Here is a 16,426-nt window from a genome sequence, read left to right as displayed (position 1 = left end):
GCAGCAGGTGGATGGCATCGCCAGTCTATCAGGCCACAGGCCTTTCCCGTCGCTGTCAGTTTTGCCGATAGTGCTCGCCGTCCGACGTCAGCCCGCGGGCCTTGTCACGGTGCGCCACCCAGTGCTCCACCAGCTCGCGCAACTGGGACAATTCGATGGGCTTGGCCATGTGGCCGTCCATGCCGGCCTGGCGCGCGCGGTCCTTGTGCTCGGTGAGAATATGCGCGGTCAGTGCAACGACCGGGGTACGTACACGCTGATTGCCGACTTCCCAGGCGCGCAATTGCTCGGTGGCCGAGAAGCCGTCGAGTATCGGCATCTCGCAGTCCATCAACACCAGGTCATAACGCTGCGCCTTCATGGCACGTAACGCCTCTTCGCCATTACTCGCGGTATCGGGGTTGAGGTTGAGCTTGCCGAGCATGCCGCGGATGACCTTGGTCGAAATGCTGTTGTCTTCGGCCACCAGAATCCGGAAGTCGCCAGGGACGTTGACCGGCGGAGTCACGACCGGGCCAGGCTTGTTCGACACGACACCCTTGTTCAACTGAGTCAGTTCATCGGCCAGCGTGGTCTTGAGCGTGTAGCCTGCCACCGGTTTGGCCAGAATGCGCTTGATGCCGGAGTTGCGCGCGATGATCTTGCTGGGCGCATTGCTGATGCCGGTCAGCATGATCAACAGAATGTCGTGATTCAGGCTTGGATCTTCCTTGATCTTGGCGGCCAGTTGCATGCCGGTCATGCCTGGCATGTTCTGATCGAGCAGGACCACATCGAAATAGTCGCGCAGGTGCGCCTTGGTTCTGAGCAGGGCCAGTGCCTCCTTGCCGGACGCCACGGCGCTGACATTCAGGCCCCAGGCGCTGCATTGCTGGACCAGCACTTTGCGGCACGTGTCGTTGTCGTCGACCACCAGCACCCTGGCATCTTTGAGCGGGCTGTCCAGATCGATGGTCGGCTGTTCAAGCAGCTTTGCGTCCAGCGGCAGGTTCAGCCACAGCGTATTACCTTGCGCCCCCGTGTTCTGAATGCCGAACTCGCCATCCATCAGTACGATCAACTGACGAGCGATCACCAGCCCGAGGTGGCCGCCGAGCCGGCTGCTGGCCAGGAAGTTACGGCTGTGCAGTTCGGCGTGCAGCAGCTCTTCACGCTCTTCGTCGGAAAGCGATTCGCCGCTGTCCTGCACCGAAATACGCAGCCGCGTATTGCCGCTTTTCGATGACTCAAGGGATACGGCCAGCAGAATTTCCCCTTCGTCGGTCTTCTTCAGGGCATTTTCCAGCAGGCTCAGCAGTGTCTGGCGCAGGCGAGTCGGATCACCATTGATGACACGTGGCACCTGCGGCTGGATCTGGCTGATCAGTTCGACCTGTTGCTGCTCGGCCTTGGCGCGGAAGATATTCAGGCAGTCCTCGACCAGCGCGCCGATGTCGAACTGCACGTCGTCCAGTTCGATCTGTCCTGACTCGAGCTTGGTGATGTCGAGAATCTCGTTGATCAGCGTCAGCAGTTCGTTACCGGCACTGTGGATGGTCTGCACGTAATCGCGCTGCTTGACCGACAGCGGGGTGCCGAGCAGCAGCTCGGTCATGCCCAGCACGCCATTCATCGGGGTGCGAATCTCGTGGCTGATCTTGGCCAGAAACTCGGCTTTGGCGTTGATTTCGGCGGTGCTGGCCGCCTGATCGCGGCTGATGCTGAAACGGTCTTCGGTGATGCTGCGATGGCGTTCGCTGAGCGCCAGGCTCATCAGCACACCGCTGATGCAGAACACGCTGAGCAGCGCCAGTATGAGCCATTGCGGCGGCACCAGGCTCAGCCACAGCAGGCCGGGCAGGACCACCATGTAGCCGATATTGAAGGTGATCATCCCCAGGACAAACAGGCGTGCCGAGCGATAGCCCTTCTGCCAGTGCCACATCGACACCGCCAGAATGCTCAATGTCGTCAACGAGACCAGGCCGAACGTCAGGAAATTGATCGGCAGCTTTTCGTCGAACAGCACCAGCAGGGCGCCGATCCCCATGAGCACCGCGTTGCCCAGCAACAGGCGATCGAGCTTGCGGGCATTGCGGTGGACGAAGAAACAGTAGGTGTAGATCAGGCCTGCGACAGCGGCCAGCAACAGTGCCAGGTGCGCGCTCGGGGTTTGCGCGATATTCCACGGGTCGATCGGGCGCAGCAGGTTGAGGAGCAACAGGGCACTGAGCCCGAGTAACGATTCGCAGGCGGCCAGCCACAGATTGCTGCGCGACCGGGTGTGCCCGTAACGCGTCAGGTTCTGCACGATCAGCATGGACAGTGCGCCAAACAGCAGCCCGAACAGCAATGGCTGAGTCTCATTGGCGGCGCTTGCGATGGCCGGTTCAAGGGTAATGCTGGGGCGCATTTTCTGCGCGGAGACCAGCCTCAGATAGATATCCAGCGGGGCCGAGCTTTGCGGAACCGGCAGCAGGAAATCGTTGGACGGCAGTCGCTGATCTTCAATCGGTACGTCATTGCCCGTGCGTACATGATCAATCTGTCGATCGCCGTCCATGACATACATGTCGGCGCTGGACAGGTCCGGGGCGAAGATGCGCAGCAATTGCTCGTGCTGGGTCGGTTGCAGGCGGTAGTGCAGCCATAATGCGCTGTCGCGATCCGCAGCCGTGACACGTTCCAGCTCGATGGGGCTGAATTGATTCTGATAGCGCGCCGAGCGGATTTCATCCAGCGTCAGGTGGGCCTTTTCGTCGAGCAGCGTCGACCAGCCTGCACCATGCTCGGCCTGTGCCGAAAGCATGAACAGCAGAGTCAGCAGTCCGACGGTTGAGGCTATGGCAATCCTGAGCCAGCGCACAATGAAATCCCTTCGTGAGTGAATGCCTGGTAAAAACCGCGAATACCGGAGCAACCGGCCAGCCTCTGTTTGAAGAGGCTGGTCCGATCGATTATTCCTGGTCTTCGCCACGCTCACGGGCAATGGCTCGGTAGCCAATGTCCTTGCGGTAGAAACACCCTTGCCAGTCGACTTTTGCGGCCAGCGCGTAGGCATTTTCCTGCGCGTTGCCCACGCTGTCACCTAGTGCTGTGGCACACAGTACACGACCACCGCTGGTCACGACACGTTCATCCTGCAAGGCTGTGCCTGCATGGAAGATCTTGCCTTCGAGCTGTGCCGCTGCGTCCAGACCTTCGATGACCGCGCCTTTGGCGTAGTCGCCAGGATAACCCCCGGCGGCCAGCACGATACCCAGACTCGGGCGCGGGTCCCACTGTGCTTCGATCTTGTCCAGCGCCTGCGCCAGTGCAGCTTCGACCAGCAGTACCAGGCTCGATTGCAGACGCAGCATGACCGGCTGGGTTTCCGGGTCGCCGAAGCGGCAATTGAACTCGATGACTTTCGGGTTACCCGCTTTATCGATCATCAGACCAGCATAGAGGAAGCCGGTGTAAACGTTGCCTTCATCGGCCATGCCCCTGACGGTCGGCCAGATAACCAGGTCCATGACACGTTGATGGACCTCGGCGGTGACCACCGGGGCAGGGGAGTAGGCACCCATGCCGCCGGTGTTCGGCCCGCTGTCGCCGTCGCCGACGCGCTTGTGGTCCTGGCTGGTGGCCATGGGCAATACATTCTTGCCGTCGACCATGACAATGAAACTGGCTTCTTCGCCATCGAGAAACTCTTCGATGACAACGCGCGAACCGGCGTCGCCAAAGGCGTTGCCAGCCAGCATGTCACGTACGGCGTCTTCGGCTTCTGCCAGGGTCATGGCGACGATCACGCCCTTGCCTGCGGCCAGGCCGTCGGCCTTGATGACAATAGGCGCGCCCTTTTCACGCAGATAGGCCAGGGCAGGCTCGATCTCGGTGAAGTTCTGATAGTCGGCAGTAGGAATCTTGTGGCGCGCCAGGAAGTCCTTGGTAAACGCCTTGGAACCTTCGAGCTGCGCAGCGCCGGCAGTCGGGCCGAAACAGTCCAGGCCACGGCTGCGGAACAGGTCGACGACGCCTGCAACCAGCGGTACTTCAGGGCCGACGATGGTCAGCGCAACGTTCTTTTCAGCGAAATCCGCCAGTTGCTCCAGTGCCAGAACGTCGATGGCCACGTTCTCGCATTTGGCCTCGATCGCCGTGCCCGCATTGCCCGGTGCGACAAACACCTTCTGCACGCGCGGGTCCTGGGCGACTTTCCATGCCAGGGCGTGTTCACGACCGCCGCTGCCAATGATCAAAATATTCAAAAACAGACTCCTTTGGAGTAGCTACAAGCTGTTAGCTAAAAGCTGCAAGCTGCAAGCTGCAAGTAAAAGCGCAGTGTTTAGCTTGTGGCGTTGAATGGTTAGTACGCTAGGCTTTAGCTTGAAGCTTGAAGCTTGAAGCTTGAAGCTTGAAGCTTGAAGCTTGAAGCTTGAAGCTTGAAGCTTGAAGCTGCCTTTAGTGCCTGAAATGGCGCATGCCGGTAAACACCATCGCGATGCCGGCTTCGTCGGCCGCAGCGATCACTTCATTGTCACGCATCGAGCCGCCTGGCTGTATGACAGCGGTGATGCCGACCTTGGCCGCGTTGTCGATGCCGTCACGGAACGGGAAGAAGGCATCGGAGGCCATGACCGCGCCCTGAACCTGCAGCCCGGCGTGTTCAGCCTTGATGGCAGCGATACGTGCCGAGTTCACGCGGCTCATCTGGCCTGCACCGACGCCGACGGTCTGGCGGTTGCGGGCGTAGACGATGGCGTTGGACTTGACGTACTTGGCGACTTTCCAGGCGAAGATCAGGTCATGCATTTCCTGTTCGGTCGGCGCACGCCGGGTGACGACCTTGAGGTCGGCTTCGGTGATCATGCCGATGTCACGGCTCTGTACCAGCAGGCCGCCATTGACACGCTTGTAGTCCCACGCAGGCAGGCGCTCGCTCCACTGGCCGCTGGTCAGCAGGCGCACGTTGGCTTTGCTGGCGACGATGGCGCGGGCTTCGGCGCTGACGCTCGGTGCGATGATCACTTCGACGAACTGACGCTCGACGATGGCCTTGGCGGTTGCAGCGTCCAGCTCGCGGTTGAAGGCGATGATGCCGCCAAATGCCGACTCGGAATCGGTGGCGTAGGCCAGTTCGTAAGCCTGACGAATGCCGCCTTCATCATCCGGGCAGACCGCCACACCGCAGGGGTTGGCGTGCTTGACGATCACGCAGGCCGGTTTGACGAAGCTCTTGACGCATTCCAGTGCGGCATCGGTATCGGCCACGTTGTTGAACGACAGCTCCTTGCCTTGCAACTGGGTGGCGGTGGCGATGCCGACCTCGGCAGGTTTGGCTTCGACGTAGAACGCGGCACTCTGGTGCGGGTTCTCGCCGTAGCGCATTTCCTGAGCCTTGACGAACTGGGTGTTGAAGGTGCGCGGGAACTGGCTGCGGCCTTCGGTACTCAGGGTTTCGGCGGTCTGGTCGACGCCGCCCAGGTAGTTGGCGATCATGCCGTCGTAGGCGGCGGTGTGCTCGAACGCCTTGAGCATCAGGTCGAAGCGCTGGGCGTAGGTCAGGCCACCGGCCTTGAGGCTTTCCAGGACCTGGCCGTAATCGCCGGCATTGACCACGATGGCGACGTCCTTGTGGTTCTTCGCCGCGGAGCGGACCATGGTCGGGCCGCCGATGTCGATGTTTTCGATGGCGGTGGGCAGGTCGCAGCCCGGCTTGGAGACAGTGGCTTCAAACGGGTACAGATTGACCGCAACCAGATCGATCGGCTTGATGCCGTGCTCGGTCATGATGGCGTCGTCTATGCCGCGACGACCCAGAATCCCGCCATGGATCATGGGGTGCAGGGTCTTGACCCGGCCGTCCATCATTTCAGCGAAGCCGGTATAGTCGGCCACTTCGACTGCCGCGACACCGTTGTCCTTGAGCAGCTTGAACGTACCGCCAGTGGAAAGAATCTCGACGCCCAGCGCTTCAAGCTCGCGGGCAAACTCAAGGATTCCTGTCTTGTCGGATACGCTGATCAGAGCGCGGCGGATCGGCAGGCGGGTAGTCTGGTCGGTCATCTCGATTTCCATCAAAAGCAAAAGAAGTCAGCAAAAAAAAGCGACCGCGGTGCAAGGTCGCCTTTTCTGTTTTGAATGCTTTAAAGCAGATCGTACTGTTTGAGTTTCTTGCGCAGCGTGCCGCGATTGAGCCCCAGCAGCTCGGAGGCCTTCGTCTGGTTGCCCTTGACGTAGTTCATCACGCTTTCCAGAAGCGGAGCCTCGACTTCCGACAACACCAGGTTGTAGACGTCAGTGACGGATGCGCCTTCGAGGTGGGCGAAATAATTGTGCAGCGCCTTCTCGACACTTCCGCGCAGGGTCTGACCCTCTTCGCTCGGCGTGTTGAGGTGCTGTTTCAAATTGACGTTGTCGCTCACGGGTGTTGTTCCACTCACTAAAGTCTCGGTCATCATCGTCATGCGGCCACCTCTTTATCATTCTCGTTATCCGGGCCCTTGCAGCCTTGGCTGAAGAACTCCCGGACGTTGGCGCACTGTGCTTCCGTATCTTCCAAACGATTGAAGTGGGCGCGAAACTCTCTGGCGCCCGGCAGCGTTGCGAGATACCAACTGACGTGTTTGCGTGCAATGCGCACGCCCATCACGTCTCCATAGAAAACGTGGAGCGCTGCCAGATGCTCAAGCAGAATGCGTTCCACTTCACTCGACTGCGGCGCCGGGAGTGTTTCTCCGGTACGCAGGAAGTGTTCTATCTCGCGAAAAATCCAGGGACGCCCCTGTGCGGCCCTGCCAATCAGTAATCCGTCTGCACCGGTAGCCTTCAGCACGTGCCGGGCCTTTTCCGGTGAATCGATGTCGCCATTGGCAAAGACCGGTATCGACACGGCCTGTTTGATCAGGGCAATGGTGTCGTACTCGGCCTCGCCGGTGTACAGGTCGGCACGGGTTCGCCCGTGTACCGCCAGTGCCTGAATACCTGCCTGCTCGGCGATTTTCGCCACTGTCAGGCCATTTCGGTTGTCGCGATCCCATCCGGTGCGGATCTTCAGCGTGACCGGTACATCGACCGCAGCCACGACGGCCTGCAGGATGTCGTTGACCAATTGTTCATCTTTCAACAGCGCCGAGCCTGCTGCCTTGTTACAGACTTTCTTGGCCGGGCAACCCATGTTGATGTCGATGATCTGGGCACCCAGTTCGACATTGGCACGTGCTGCGTCTGCCAGCATTTGCGGATCACCACCGGCGATCTGTACCGAGCGCGGCTCGGGATCACCTTCGTGGATCATGCGCAGACGCGATTTGCGGCTGTTCCACAGGCTCATGTCACTGGTGACCATCTCCGAAACCACCAGGCCGGCACCGAGTCTTCGGCACAGCTGACGGAAAGGCTGGTCGGTGACGCCCGCCATCGGGGCGAGGATCAAGCCGTTTTGCACTGTATATGGGCCGATGCGTACTGCCGACATAGCCTTACCTGTTGTGGAGGCCAAATCATCCGCAGGCCGTGTAAAAACCGTTTCACCCGGTCTGCAACGGCTCATCCCGCCAGCCGCATGCGCCACCGTCAGAACGAACCGAGAGTTTGAAAAAGGGTTGGCATGATACCCGCTCTCGATGACTGGATAAAGGCTGAATTGGATAAAATCTGAACAGCTCGTACCCGTGCTCGACAAGGCTGGTCAGAGGGTGTTTTGTAGCGAAATTTCTGCGATCGTGCAGTGTTATTTGCTGAAAACAGCGTGTAAAGATGCAGTCTTGACCGACGCCTGGGCGTCGGGTGTGTCATTCCGGCGAGCGGAAGTTCAGGCTGTAGTTCACGGCCTTGGCGCCAGGATCAAGGATATCCAGCGCAATATGGATCGGCGTCTGGGGTGGCATCTCTTCCTTGCCGGCCATTTCGCCGCTCAGGTATTCGCTGGGCTTGAACCGACGACTGGCAATCAACTGACCGCCGGTATCGGAAAAGCGCAGCTCCAGCAGCGGAAACGGCTGGGAAAACGAGGCGCGGTTGTAGATGATCGCATCGACCACCAGCGCCCCCTGAAACTCCGGGTGGCTGCGCACGACCAGGTTGCTGCTCTTGAGCTGGGAAATGTCGACCTTGCTCGGCACCTTGCAGCCAACCTGCGGGCAAATCTGCTGAAACAACGGGCGATATTGATCCTGGCGTGCCAACTGATCGAAGTGGTACCAGACGTACTGTCCTGCCAGGCCCGTCAGCGCCAGTACGATCAACAGGCCCCAGGCCAGGCGTCTGCCCCAGCGTGGTTTGGGCCGTTGCCAGTCCAGCTGTAAAGGATCGTCGGTCAGATCAAGAAGTGTCTGGTCGCGCACTGCCGGTTCGTTGCGGCTGCGCTTGCCCCGGGTTTCAGGCTCCGGCTCATGGTCGTGGTCTTCATCATCGTCATCCACCGCTGACCAGCGCTCGACCTTCTCGGCAGGCGGGGCTTTGCGCTGAATGATGACCGGCATCGGCGGCTCGTCATCGTCCAGATCGTTGTCCAGTGAAAGCGACGGCTCGGTGCGTTTGTCGTCCTCCGGCGGCTCCGCAGCTTCTGCAGGGTCGGTATCCGCGATAACCTCGGCATGCAGCTCGGGCAGTTGCTCGACATCATCGTTATGCAGTGTATCGACCCATGCCGCTTCGTCGCTCTGACGACTGTCACGCTTCGCAGTCAGGCTCACATCGTCGTTGCCGATATCGCTGACGGGGCGGGCAAAGGTGTCAGGCCTGCGGGTCTCGCGTTGTTCGAGGCGAGCCAGTTCTTCGTCCAGATTGAGATTGTCCAGATCCAGTTCGCTGACCTGCCAGGGGTCGTCCTCTTCGGGCAACTTTTCCGGCTCCGGCTGAGGCTTCAGCTCGGGCTCGGGAACTGGCGTCGGCAGAAACTCCGGTTCGGGCAGGGCTGCGACCACCGGCGAGGCGGGCAGGGCCTCTTTCTCGGCGTCATCGCTGGCGCGTTGCTCGAGCAACTGCCGTGCTGCGTTGAACACCTGCAGGCAGGCTCCGCAACGCACCACGCCACGGGCCACGCTCAGTTGAGCGTGACTGACTCTGAAACTGGTCTGGCAGTGCGGGCACTGGGTGACGAAACTGTCGGTCATGCGGCTGTCCGGTTGAAGCGGCGGTTAACGGCGGCGACCCGTGATGCGTACCCAGCCATCTCGGTTTGCGATCGGGTCCAGCTCAAAACTGTCAGCGTAGGCTGCCGCGACTTCCTCACCCTGTTCGGCAAGGATGCCTGACAGCGCCAGGCGTCCGCCGGTCCTGATCAGGGTTGCCAGTTGCGGCGCCAATGAGACCAGCGGGCCAGCCAGAATGTTGGCGACCAGCACGTCGGCCTGCTGGTGTGGCAGATCCTCGGGCAGGTACAGCGGGAAGCGTTCGGCCGCGATATCGTTGCGTCCGGCATTGTCACGAGACGCTTCCAGTGCCTGTACGTCGATATCGGTGCCGACAGCCTGTTCGGCACCCAGCAGCAGTGCGGCGATGGCCAGAATGCCCGAGCCGCAGCCGAAATCCAGCACGTTGCAGCCGTCGAGGTCCTGGCCATCCAGCCACTCGAGGCACAGCGCGGTGGTCGGGTGGGTCCCGGTGCCGAACGCCAGACCCGGATCGAGCAGCAGGTTCACGGCGTCCGGTTGCGGTGCGGCATGCCAGCTCGGCACGATCCACAGGCGCTTGCCAAAACACATCGGCTGGAAGTTATCCATCCAGCTGCGTTCCCAGTCCTGATCTTCGATGACTTCAGCGCTGTGCTCGGGCAATTCTTCGCCGGTCAGCAGGCTCAGGTGCGCCAGGGCCATCTCGGCATTGGTGTCGGCTTCGAACAGCGCCAGCAGGTGGGTGTGTGCCCACAGCGGCGTGGTATTGAGTTCGGGCTCGAAAATCGGCTGGTCTTCGGCGTCCATGAATGTCACGGACACGGCGCCGACTTCAAGAAGAGCGTCTTCGTAGGTTTCGGCTTGTTCCGGGCTGATGGCGAGACGGACTTGCAGCCAAGGCATGGCGGATTACCTTCGATTTGGAAATAAGTGTGGCTAGTAAGGCCAGTGCGGCCGCAGGAAGCGGGCAAGTTTACTGCTATGCGCTGCAAACAACAAAGCCGCATCACTGCGGCTTTGTCGTCGTGAAGCAGACTGGCTTATTGATTGGCCAGTTTGTGCTCCAGGTAGTGGATGTTGACTCCGCCTTCGCAGAAGCCTTCATCGCGGGTCAGGTCGCGGTGCAGCGGGATGTTGGTCTTGATCCCGTCGACCACGATTTCGTCCAGGGCATTGCGCATGCGTGCCATGGCTTCTTCGCGGGTCGCGCCCCAGGTGATCACTTTGCCGATCAGCGAGTCATAGTTGGACGGTACCTTGTAGCCGCTGTACAGGTGCGAATCGACCCGTACGCCGTTGCCGCCCGGTGCATGGAAGTGCTTGACCAGACCCGGGCTTGGCACGAAGGTCTTCGGGTCTTCGGCGTTGATCCGGCATTCCAGCGCATGGCCCTTGATGACCACGTCATCCTGGGTATACGACAGTTTGTTGCCGGCGGCGATGCTGAGCATCTCCTTGACGATGTCGATGCCGGTGACCATTTCCGAAACCGGGTGCTCCACCTGAACACGGGTGTTCATTTCGATGAAGTAGAAACGACCGTTCTCGTACAGGAACTCGAACGTACCCGCACCGCGATAGCCGATATCGATACACGCCTTGACGCAGGCAGCCAGAACATCCTCGCGCGCCTTTTCATCGATGAACGGTGCCGGCGCTTCTTCCAGAACCTTCTGATGGCGGCGCTGCAGCGAGCAGTCACGATCGCCCAGGTGGATGGCCTGGCCCTGACCGTCGGAAATCACCTGAACTTCCACGTGACGTGGGTTGGTCAGGTATTTTTCCAGGTAGACCATCGGGTTGCTGAACCAGGCGGCTGCTTCGGCGCGGGTCTGGGAAGCGGCTTCGATCAGGTCTTCTTCGCGATGAACCACACGCATGCCGCGACCACCACCGCCACCGGCGGCCTTGATGATCACCGGGTAACCGACTTCACGACCAATGCGCAGAGCGGTGGCTTCGTCTTCCGGCAGCGGGCCGTCGGAACCGGGAACGGTCGGCACGTTGGCCAGCTTCATGGCGTCCTTGGCGGAAACCTTGTCACCCATCAAGCGAATGGTGTCTGCTTTTGGGCCGATGAAGGCAAAGCCGGATTTTTCGACCTGTTCGGCGAAGTCGGCGTTCTCGGCGAGAAACCCGTAACCCGGATGGATCGCGGTGGCGCCGGTCACTTCGGCAGCCGAAATGATCGCCGGAATGTTCAGGTAGGACAGATTGGCCGGTGCCGGACCGATGCAGACGGTTTCGTCTGCCAGGCCCAGGTGCATCAGCTCGCGATCTGCGGTGGAGTGTACAGCGACGGTCTTGATGCCCAGTTCTTTACAGGCACGCAAGATGCGCAAGGCAATTTCGCCGCGGTTGGCGATCAGAACTTTTTCCAACATCGCAGGCTCTCCCCGGGTCAAACGATTGTGAACAGCGGCTGGTCAAACTCAACCGGCTGACCGTTTTCTACCAGGATGGATTCGATCACACCGCTGGTTTCTGCCGTGATGTGGTTCATCATTTTCATCGCTTCGACGATGCAGATGGTGTCGCCTTGCTTGACGGTCTGGCCGACTTCGACGAATGCAGGCGAAGTAGGCGCCGGGGTACGGTAGAACGTACCGACCATTGGCGACTGGACCACAAAGCCGTTCAGTTTCGGAGCCGATGGCGCTTCTGGAGCGGCCGCAACCGGTGCTGCTGCAGGAGCCGGAGCCGCTGCAGGCGCAGCAACCGGAGCCGGTGCGTAGTAAGGCTGTGCCGGCGTCTTGCTGTGACGGCTGATCCGTACGGATTCTTCGCCTTCACGGATTTCCAGCTCGTCGATGCCGGACTCTTCCAGCAATTCGATCAGTTTCTTGACTTTGCGAATATCCATTAATCAACTCCCAAGGTTCTGTAAGGGCAATGTGTCGGCCGGCTCAAGCCATATGGTCAGCTTCAGGCTGGACTCGTCATGGCTTGGCACTGGCGGCCAGTTGTTCCAGGGCGGCTTCCAGGGCCAGTCGGTATCCACTGGCACCCAGGCCACAGATCACTCCTACAGCGACATCTGAAAAGTAGGAGTGATGGCGGAAAGGTTCGCGTTTGTGCACGTTTGATAAATGCACTTCGATGAATGGGATGCTCACTCCCATCAGCGCGTCACGTATTGCAACGCTGGTGTGCGTAAAAGCGGCCGGATTGATCAAAATAAAATCCACACCCTCGCCGCGGGCAGCGTGAATGCGGTCGATCAGTTCGTACTCGGCGTTGCTTTGCAGATACATCAGATGGTGACCGGCATCGCGAGCGCGCTGCTCCAGGTCCTGATTGATCTGAGGCAGGGTGATAGTGCCGTAGACCCCGGGTTCCCGAGTGCCCAGCAGGTTCAGGTTGGGTCCGTGAAGGACCAGGATGGTCGCCATTGCGTGTTCCTTTTATTGTCTGCGAGCGGTTTACGCCCGGCGACTATGCCGGAAGGGCAATGGACTGTCCAGTTAACAACAGTAGCCAGCACAATGAGCGATATTCGCGCAAAGTTTGTGACTCAGGTGTCAGTTTTGGTCATTGGCGCTGTTCAGACGCTCAATCAGGCCTGCTGCGTCGATTTCGCCGATAACCCGCACAGTTTGCCGTTCTTCGCCGTTTTTATCGAAGAAAAGCAGCGCTGGCGGGCCAAACAGCTTGTACCGGTCGAGCAGAGCGCGTTGCTCTGCGTTGCTGTCGGTCATGTCGAAACGCACCTGTTTGTAACCCGACAAGCGGGCGACCACACCCGGGTCAGGCAGGACTTCGTGTTCGATGACCTTGCAACTGATGCACCAGTCGGCATACCAGTCCAGCACCAGCGGTTTGCCCTCGCGCTGGGCTTCCTGCATCACACGGTCCAGTTCGGCGGAGGTGGTGATCGTCTGCCACTGTGACGCGACCGGAGCTGCTGCCCCGTTATTTGCCGTGACGTATTCGCGACCCAGCGGGCGCATGGGGTCGGTCTGCCCGGACAGCGCGCCGTACCAGCACGCCAGCGCATAGACCAGCAGCGCCAGCCCCAGCAACTGGGCGAGTTTTTGCCGTGTGGTTTTGATGTTGAATTCCAGCGCACCGAGAAACAGCGCGACACCGGCCGACAGCAGACCCACCAGCAACAACGTGACCTGTCCTGGCAGCACGCGGCTCAGCAGGCCGATTGCCAGTCCCAGCAGCAGCACACCGATGGCATTTTTGACCGTCACCAGCCAAGGGCCGCTTTTCGGCAGCCATGTGGCACCACCGGTTGCGATCAGCAACAGCGGCGCGCCCATGCCCAGCCCCAGCGCAAACAGTTTCAGAGCGCCGCCGAGCGCATCGCCGCTGGCGCTGATGTACAACAGCGCACCGGCCAGAGGCGCCGATACGCAAGGTGACACCAACAGGCTGGAGACCACGCCCAAGACCGCTGCCCCCCACAAGGAACCGCCCTGGGTCTTGCCGGCGATACGGTCCAGGCGAGAGCTGATGGACTGCGGCAGGCGCAGTTCGAAAGCGCCGAACATGGCAATGGCGAAGATCACGAAGAATGCCGAGAACGGCACCAGTACCCAGGCCGATTGCAAGCGCGCCTGCAGGTTAAGGCCTGCACCGAACACGCCCATCAGCGCGCCCAGCAGGGCAAAGCACGCCGCCATCGGCAGTACATAAGCGAGAGACAGGCTCAGCCCGCGCAATCCGCCTACCTGACCGCGCAGTACCACGCCGGACAGAATCGGCAGCATCGGCAGTACACACGGGGTAAAGGTCAGGCCTACGCCGGCGAGAAAAAACAGCGCCAGTTCTTTCCAGCTCCAGGCTGCTGTGGCGGCGGGTGGGGTGGCAGAGGCTTGCTCGGCCGGGCTGGCGGCCACATCACCAATGCTCAAACGCTCGGTTTCAGGTGGATAGCACAAGCCCTTGTCGGCGCAGCCCTGGTACGTGACGGCGAGGGTGAAGGGGCGCTGTTCACCGGGTTTGCGTGGCAGGTCGATATCGAGAATGCCATGATAGACCTCGACATCACCAAAGTACTCGTCGTGTTTCTGCTCGCCCTTGGGCAGTTGCGCTTGGCCAAGGCCGATGTCGGCAGGCTCGGTGCGGAACTGGAAGCGGTGGCGATACAGGTAGTAGCCGTCGGTAGCGACCAGCCTCAGTTTGATCGACTCCGGCGTCGTCTCGATCAGGCTCAACTGAAAGGCCTGACGCACAGGCAGGAAGTCCTTGCTGTTATCCAGCGAGCCACCGCCCAGGGTGGATGAGGGACGGCTGTCCAGCAGACCGGCGCCGGAGGCGGGCAGGGCCAGGATCAATAGCAGCAGGCATAACAAACGGCGCATGGCAGTCTCGAAGATCGAAAGTCCGCGCATGATAACGGAGTGCCCGGCGGCCTGCCGAGCGCAGGTTGTAAGAGTGGGTGTCAGCAGGCCCACTATCGGTTCGGAATTATTTCTTGCCCGAGGAAAAGCTGCCGCCAGCCTCCTGATCGTAAAAATCCGGGATCTTGTACTTATAGGTGTCCAGCCAGCGTTGCAGACTGAGGTCGCGTTCTGCAGCGGTATTGACCTGCGGCGTCGGCGAAGCCGCCTTGCCGCTGGCCTGAAGCTGCAGCCAGGTCTCGGTCTGCCGGGTTTCAGAAGGCGAAGTTTCATGGTTGTCCGCCCAGGCATCTCCTGCGCTCAACAGCAGTACACACCCGGTGAGTATCATGCGCTTCATGGTCGTACCTCCTGGGGCTGACGATCATTTTCCCCTGTCAGGCTCGCAATGGGCCGTGCAGATGCTCGCGGAGCGGCAAGGGGCTTTCTCAATTGCTCGGCGCGCGCCTGGGCATCGGTCACCTGTTCAGGCGTCAGCCCGGCCCGCGACGCCAGTTCGGCGGCCTGCGTCCAGTTGTTCTGATAGATCAGCAGCGTGGCCAGGTTCACCGCTGCCAGCGAGTCCGATTGTTTGAGCTCCATGGCCGTCAGGAACTGAAAGCGTGCCTGTTCCAGTTTCAGCTGATTGAGGTAGACGACGCCCAGGTCATTACGGATCTTTTCATCGGTCGGTTGCAGCTTGCTGGCCATCAGCAGGTGTTGCTGTGCCAGCGCGTTGTCACCACGCGCCGCAGCCAGTTGCCCGAGGCCATGCTCACCCTCGGCTGCCCGGCAGGTGCCCAGCAGGCTGCGGTACAGAGGCTCTGCCTCGTTGCTGCCTAATAGCCGCAACACCCGGGCCTTGCGCAAGCGGACTTCGCCCAGGCTGTCGGGCAGGCTTTCCAGGTTGGCAAGGCTGGCATGCAGCCGGCCTTCGTCGGCCATGTTCTGAGCCAGATTCAGGGAGAACTCCTGATCCGAGGTCAGCTTGGGGCACTGGCCCGCCTGAGCCGTGGTCTGCGTCCAGAGGGGGCGACCATCACTGGCGCATCCGCCCAGCAACAGCAGCCCGAGTAGTACGATCACTGGTTTCATTGCAATGCGTCCTTTCGTGCACAGGTAATACCGGGTCAACTGCCCAGTGCGCGGCTTATTGCCATAAATCCGGGCCCGGCCAGCACAATCAGCAGGGCGGGGAACAGAAACACCATCATGACCACCGACATTTTTGCCGAGAGTTTGGAAATGTATTCCTGCAGGCGGGTCAGGCGTCGGTCGTCGATCAGTTGCTTGAGCGTGAGCAGGGACTTCAATGCGCCACCGCCCTGATGAATCAGTTGATTGAGGATCACACAGGTGTCGCTCAGCTCGTCGACGTCCAGCACAGCGGCGGTTTTTCTCAGTTCTTCACCCAGTTCCAGACCGGAATCGACGCGCATCAGCACCACGCGGATTTCCTCGGACAGTACCGGCAACAGGTCTTTACCTTCGTTGCTGAGCACCCGAAGCGCCTGCTCGACCGCCATGCCGGACTCGAACAGGATGCGCAGCAACGGGATAAAGGTAGAGATTTCCACCACCACTTGTTTCTGACGGCGCCGAGCCACGCTCGCCAGAATCCGCTTGGGCAGCAGATAGCCGGCGCCCAGGGCAAAGATAGGCGCGATGAGCGGTTGCTGGACGCCTTTGAAAAACAGCATCTGGCCGAGGATGGCCACGACCATCAGGCCGACCGGAACGCCGACCTGGCAGGCTGCGAACAACGAGCGTTTACTGGCGCGCCGCCAGCCGATGCGGTTGAGCAATATCTGGGTTTCCGAATCCAGGCTGATGCTGCGTTGACCTATGCGGGTGTCACCGAGCAACCGCAACAGGCTGCCGATGCGGCTCTCGCGGATCACCTGGCCCCTCAAGCGTCTGGCCACCAGGCGTTCATTGCTACGTTGACGGGCTATGCCTGACAACAGCAAAAATGCGGCAGCGGCAAGCATCATGGCGGCGAATAATAGTTCCATC

14 protein-coding genes are annotated in these 16,426 nt (G+C 60.4%); all 14 read right to left on the bottom strand.

Going from position 1 to position 16,426, the window contains the following annotated elements; all coding sequences use genetic code 11:
* Positions 1–55: 55 nt before the first annotated feature.
* The 14 genes from retS to AC54XV_RS23125 all read right to left on the bottom strand — a co-directional run bounded on the left by retS (position 56) and on the right by AC54XV_RS23125 (position 16,425).
* A complete protein-coding gene (gene retS, locus AC54XV_RS23190; RefSeq protein WP_003399691.1) occupies positions 56–2,845 on the bottom strand; it encodes a hybrid sensor histidine kinase/response regulator RetS in 2,790 nt (929 codons plus the stop codon).
* A gap of 91 nt (positions 2,846–2,936) precedes the next feature.
* Complete coding sequence (gene purD / locus AC54XV_RS23185; RefSeq protein ID WP_003399692.1) at positions 2,937–4,232, bottom strand: phosphoribosylamine--glycine ligase; 1,296 nt, start codon at positions 4,230–4,232, stop codon at positions 2,937–2,939.
* Between the two features lie 193 nt (positions 4,233–4,425).
* Entirely contained in the window at positions 4,426–6,030 is a 1,605-nt protein-coding gene (gene purH, locus AC54XV_RS23180) for a bifunctional phosphoribosylaminoimidazolecarboxamide formyltransferase/IMP cyclohydrolase (protein WP_004412006.1), read from the bottom strand.
* Between the two features lie 80 nt (positions 6,031–6,110).
* On the bottom strand, positions 6,111–6,431 hold the full coding sequence (gene fis, locus AC54XV_RS23175) for a DNA-binding transcriptional regulator Fis (protein WP_002555375.1): 321 nt from the start codon (positions 6,429–6,431) through the stop codon (positions 6,111–6,113).
* Positions 6,428–7,441 carry a tRNA dihydrouridine synthase DusB gene (gene dusB / locus AC54XV_RS23170; protein WP_024639759.1) on the bottom strand — a complete coding sequence of 338 codons (1,014 nt, stop codon included), beginning with the start codon at positions 7,439–7,441 and terminating at the stop codon, positions 6,428–6,430. Before dusB ends, fis begins: the two co-directional genes overlap by 4 nt.
* A gap of 316 nt (positions 7,442–7,757) precedes the next feature.
* Positions 7,758–9,080, bottom strand: a complete 1,323-nt coding sequence (locus tag AC54XV_RS23165) for a DUF3426 domain-containing protein (RefSeq protein ID WP_011269007.1) — start codon at positions 9,078–9,080, stop codon at positions 7,758–7,760.
* Positions 9,081–9,104: 24 nt separating this feature from the next.
* On the bottom strand, positions 9,105–9,983 hold the full coding sequence (gene prmA / locus AC54XV_RS23160; protein ID WP_003399696.1) for a 50S ribosomal protein L11 methyltransferase: 879 nt from the start codon (positions 9,981–9,983) through the stop codon (positions 9,105–9,107).
* Between the two features lie 137 nt (positions 9,984–10,120).
* Entirely contained in the window at positions 10,121–11,464 is a 1,344-nt protein-coding gene (gene accC, locus AC54XV_RS23155; RefSeq protein ID WP_003399697.1) for an acetyl-CoA carboxylase biotin carboxylase subunit, read from the bottom strand.
* Between the two features lie 17 nt (positions 11,465–11,481).
* Positions 11,482–11,943 carry an acetyl-CoA carboxylase biotin carboxyl carrier protein gene (gene accB / locus AC54XV_RS23150; protein ID WP_011269006.1) on the bottom strand — a complete coding sequence of 154 codons (462 nt, stop codon included), beginning with the start codon at positions 11,941–11,943 and terminating at the stop codon, positions 11,482–11,484.
* A gap of 76 nt (positions 11,944–12,019) precedes the next feature.
* Positions 12,020–12,472, bottom strand: coding sequence for a type II 3-dehydroquinate dehydratase (gene aroQ, locus AC54XV_RS23145; RefSeq protein ID WP_002555369.1), 453 nt, complete (start codon positions 12,470–12,472; stop codon positions 12,020–12,022).
* 129 nt (positions 12,473–12,601) lie between these two features.
* The gene (locus tag AC54XV_RS23140) at positions 12,602–14,392 is read right to left on the bottom strand and encodes a protein-disulfide reductase DsbD (RefSeq protein WP_024639760.1); all 1,791 of its coding nucleotides are present in this window, start codon (positions 14,390–14,392) and stop codon (positions 12,602–12,604) included.
* Positions 14,393–14,498: 106 nt separating this feature from the next.
* Positions 14,499–14,771 (bottom strand): DUF3613 domain-containing protein, encoded by a 273-nt coding sequence (locus tag AC54XV_RS23135; protein WP_003399719.1) that lies wholly within the window; start codon positions 14,769–14,771, stop codon positions 14,499–14,501.
* The gene (locus AC54XV_RS23130) at positions 14,768–15,505 is read right to left on the bottom strand and encodes a tetratricopeptide repeat protein (protein WP_024652318.1); all 738 of its coding nucleotides are present in this window, start codon (positions 15,503–15,505) and stop codon (positions 14,768–14,770) included. The genes AC54XV_RS23135 and AC54XV_RS23130 overlap by 4 nt, the downstream gene beginning before the upstream one ends.
* A gap of 35 nt (positions 15,506–15,540) precedes the next feature.
* Complete coding sequence (locus tag AC54XV_RS23125) at positions 15,541–16,425, bottom strand: type II secretion system F family protein (protein ID WP_024639762.1); 885 nt, start codon at positions 16,423–16,425, stop codon at positions 15,541–15,543.
* Between the last annotated feature and the right edge of the window lies 1 nt (position 16,426).

The sequence above is a fragment of the Pseudomonas fragariae (ex Marin et al. 2024) genome (assembly GCF_059621105.1).
The sequence above is the reverse complement of the archived record's forward strand: the minus strand, read 5'-3'. Positions and strand labels throughout refer to the sequence as shown.